General features: G+C 48.7%; 1 protein-coding gene. It reads left to right on the plus strand.

Going from position 1 to position 881, the window contains the following annotated elements; translation table 11 throughout:
- Positions 1-881: AIR synthase-related protein (locus AB4653_RS26925; protein ID WP_372105764.1), on the plus strand; the 881-nt coding region annotated here is incomplete at both ends.

Consider the following 881-nt stretch of genomic DNA (forward strand, 5'->3'; position numbering starts at 1 on the left):
TGATTAAGAACACCTTTGAAACGACACCAGAGCACGTTCTGTCTGCTTATAAAGATAACGCAGCGGTAATGACAGGTTCTGAAGTGGGTCGTTTCTTCCCAGATCCAGAAACTCGCCAGTACAACTACCACCAAGAAAAAACACATATCTTGATGAAAGTTGAAACGCACAACCACCCAACGGCAATCTCTCCATGGCCGGGTGCATCAACAGGTTCAGGCGGTGAAATCCGCGATGAAGGCGCAACTGGTATTGGCGGTAAGCCAAAAGCGGGCCTGGTTGCTTTCTCTGTATCTAACCTTAAGATCCCGAACTTCGTTCAACCTTGGGAAACTGACTTTGGTAAGCCAAGCCGTATCGTTACTGCTCTGGATATCATGCTTGAAGGTCCTCTTGGTGGCGCAGCATTCAACAACGAATTTGGTCGTCCAAACCTGTTAGGTTACTTCCGTACTTACGAAGAGAAAGTAAACTCTCACGCAGGTGAAGAAGTACGTGGTTACCACAAACCAATCATGCTGGCTGGTGGTCTTGGTAACATTCGTGATGATCACGTTCAGAAGAAAGAGATCCCAGTAGGTGCAAGCCTGATCGTTCTTGGTGGTCCTGCGATGAACATCGGCCTTGGTGGCGGTGCTGCATCTTCAATGGATTCTGGTTCTTCTTCTGAAGACTTAGATTTTGCTTCTGTACAACGTGAAAACCCAGAGATGGAGCGTCGTTGTCAGGAAGTTATCGACCGTTGTTGGCAGCTTGGTGATGCGAACCCGATCGCATTCATCCACGATGTAGGCGCGGGCGGTATCTCTAATGCACTTCCTGAGCTAGTAGACGACGGTGAGCGTGGCGGTATCTTTAACCTACGTGACGTGCCAAACGAT

It is taken from the genome of Vibrio sp. 10N.222.48.A3 (genome assembly GCF_041475345.1).
GTDB lineage: Bacteria > Pseudomonadota > Gammaproteobacteria > Enterobacterales > Vibrionaceae > Vibrio > Vibrio tasmaniensis_A.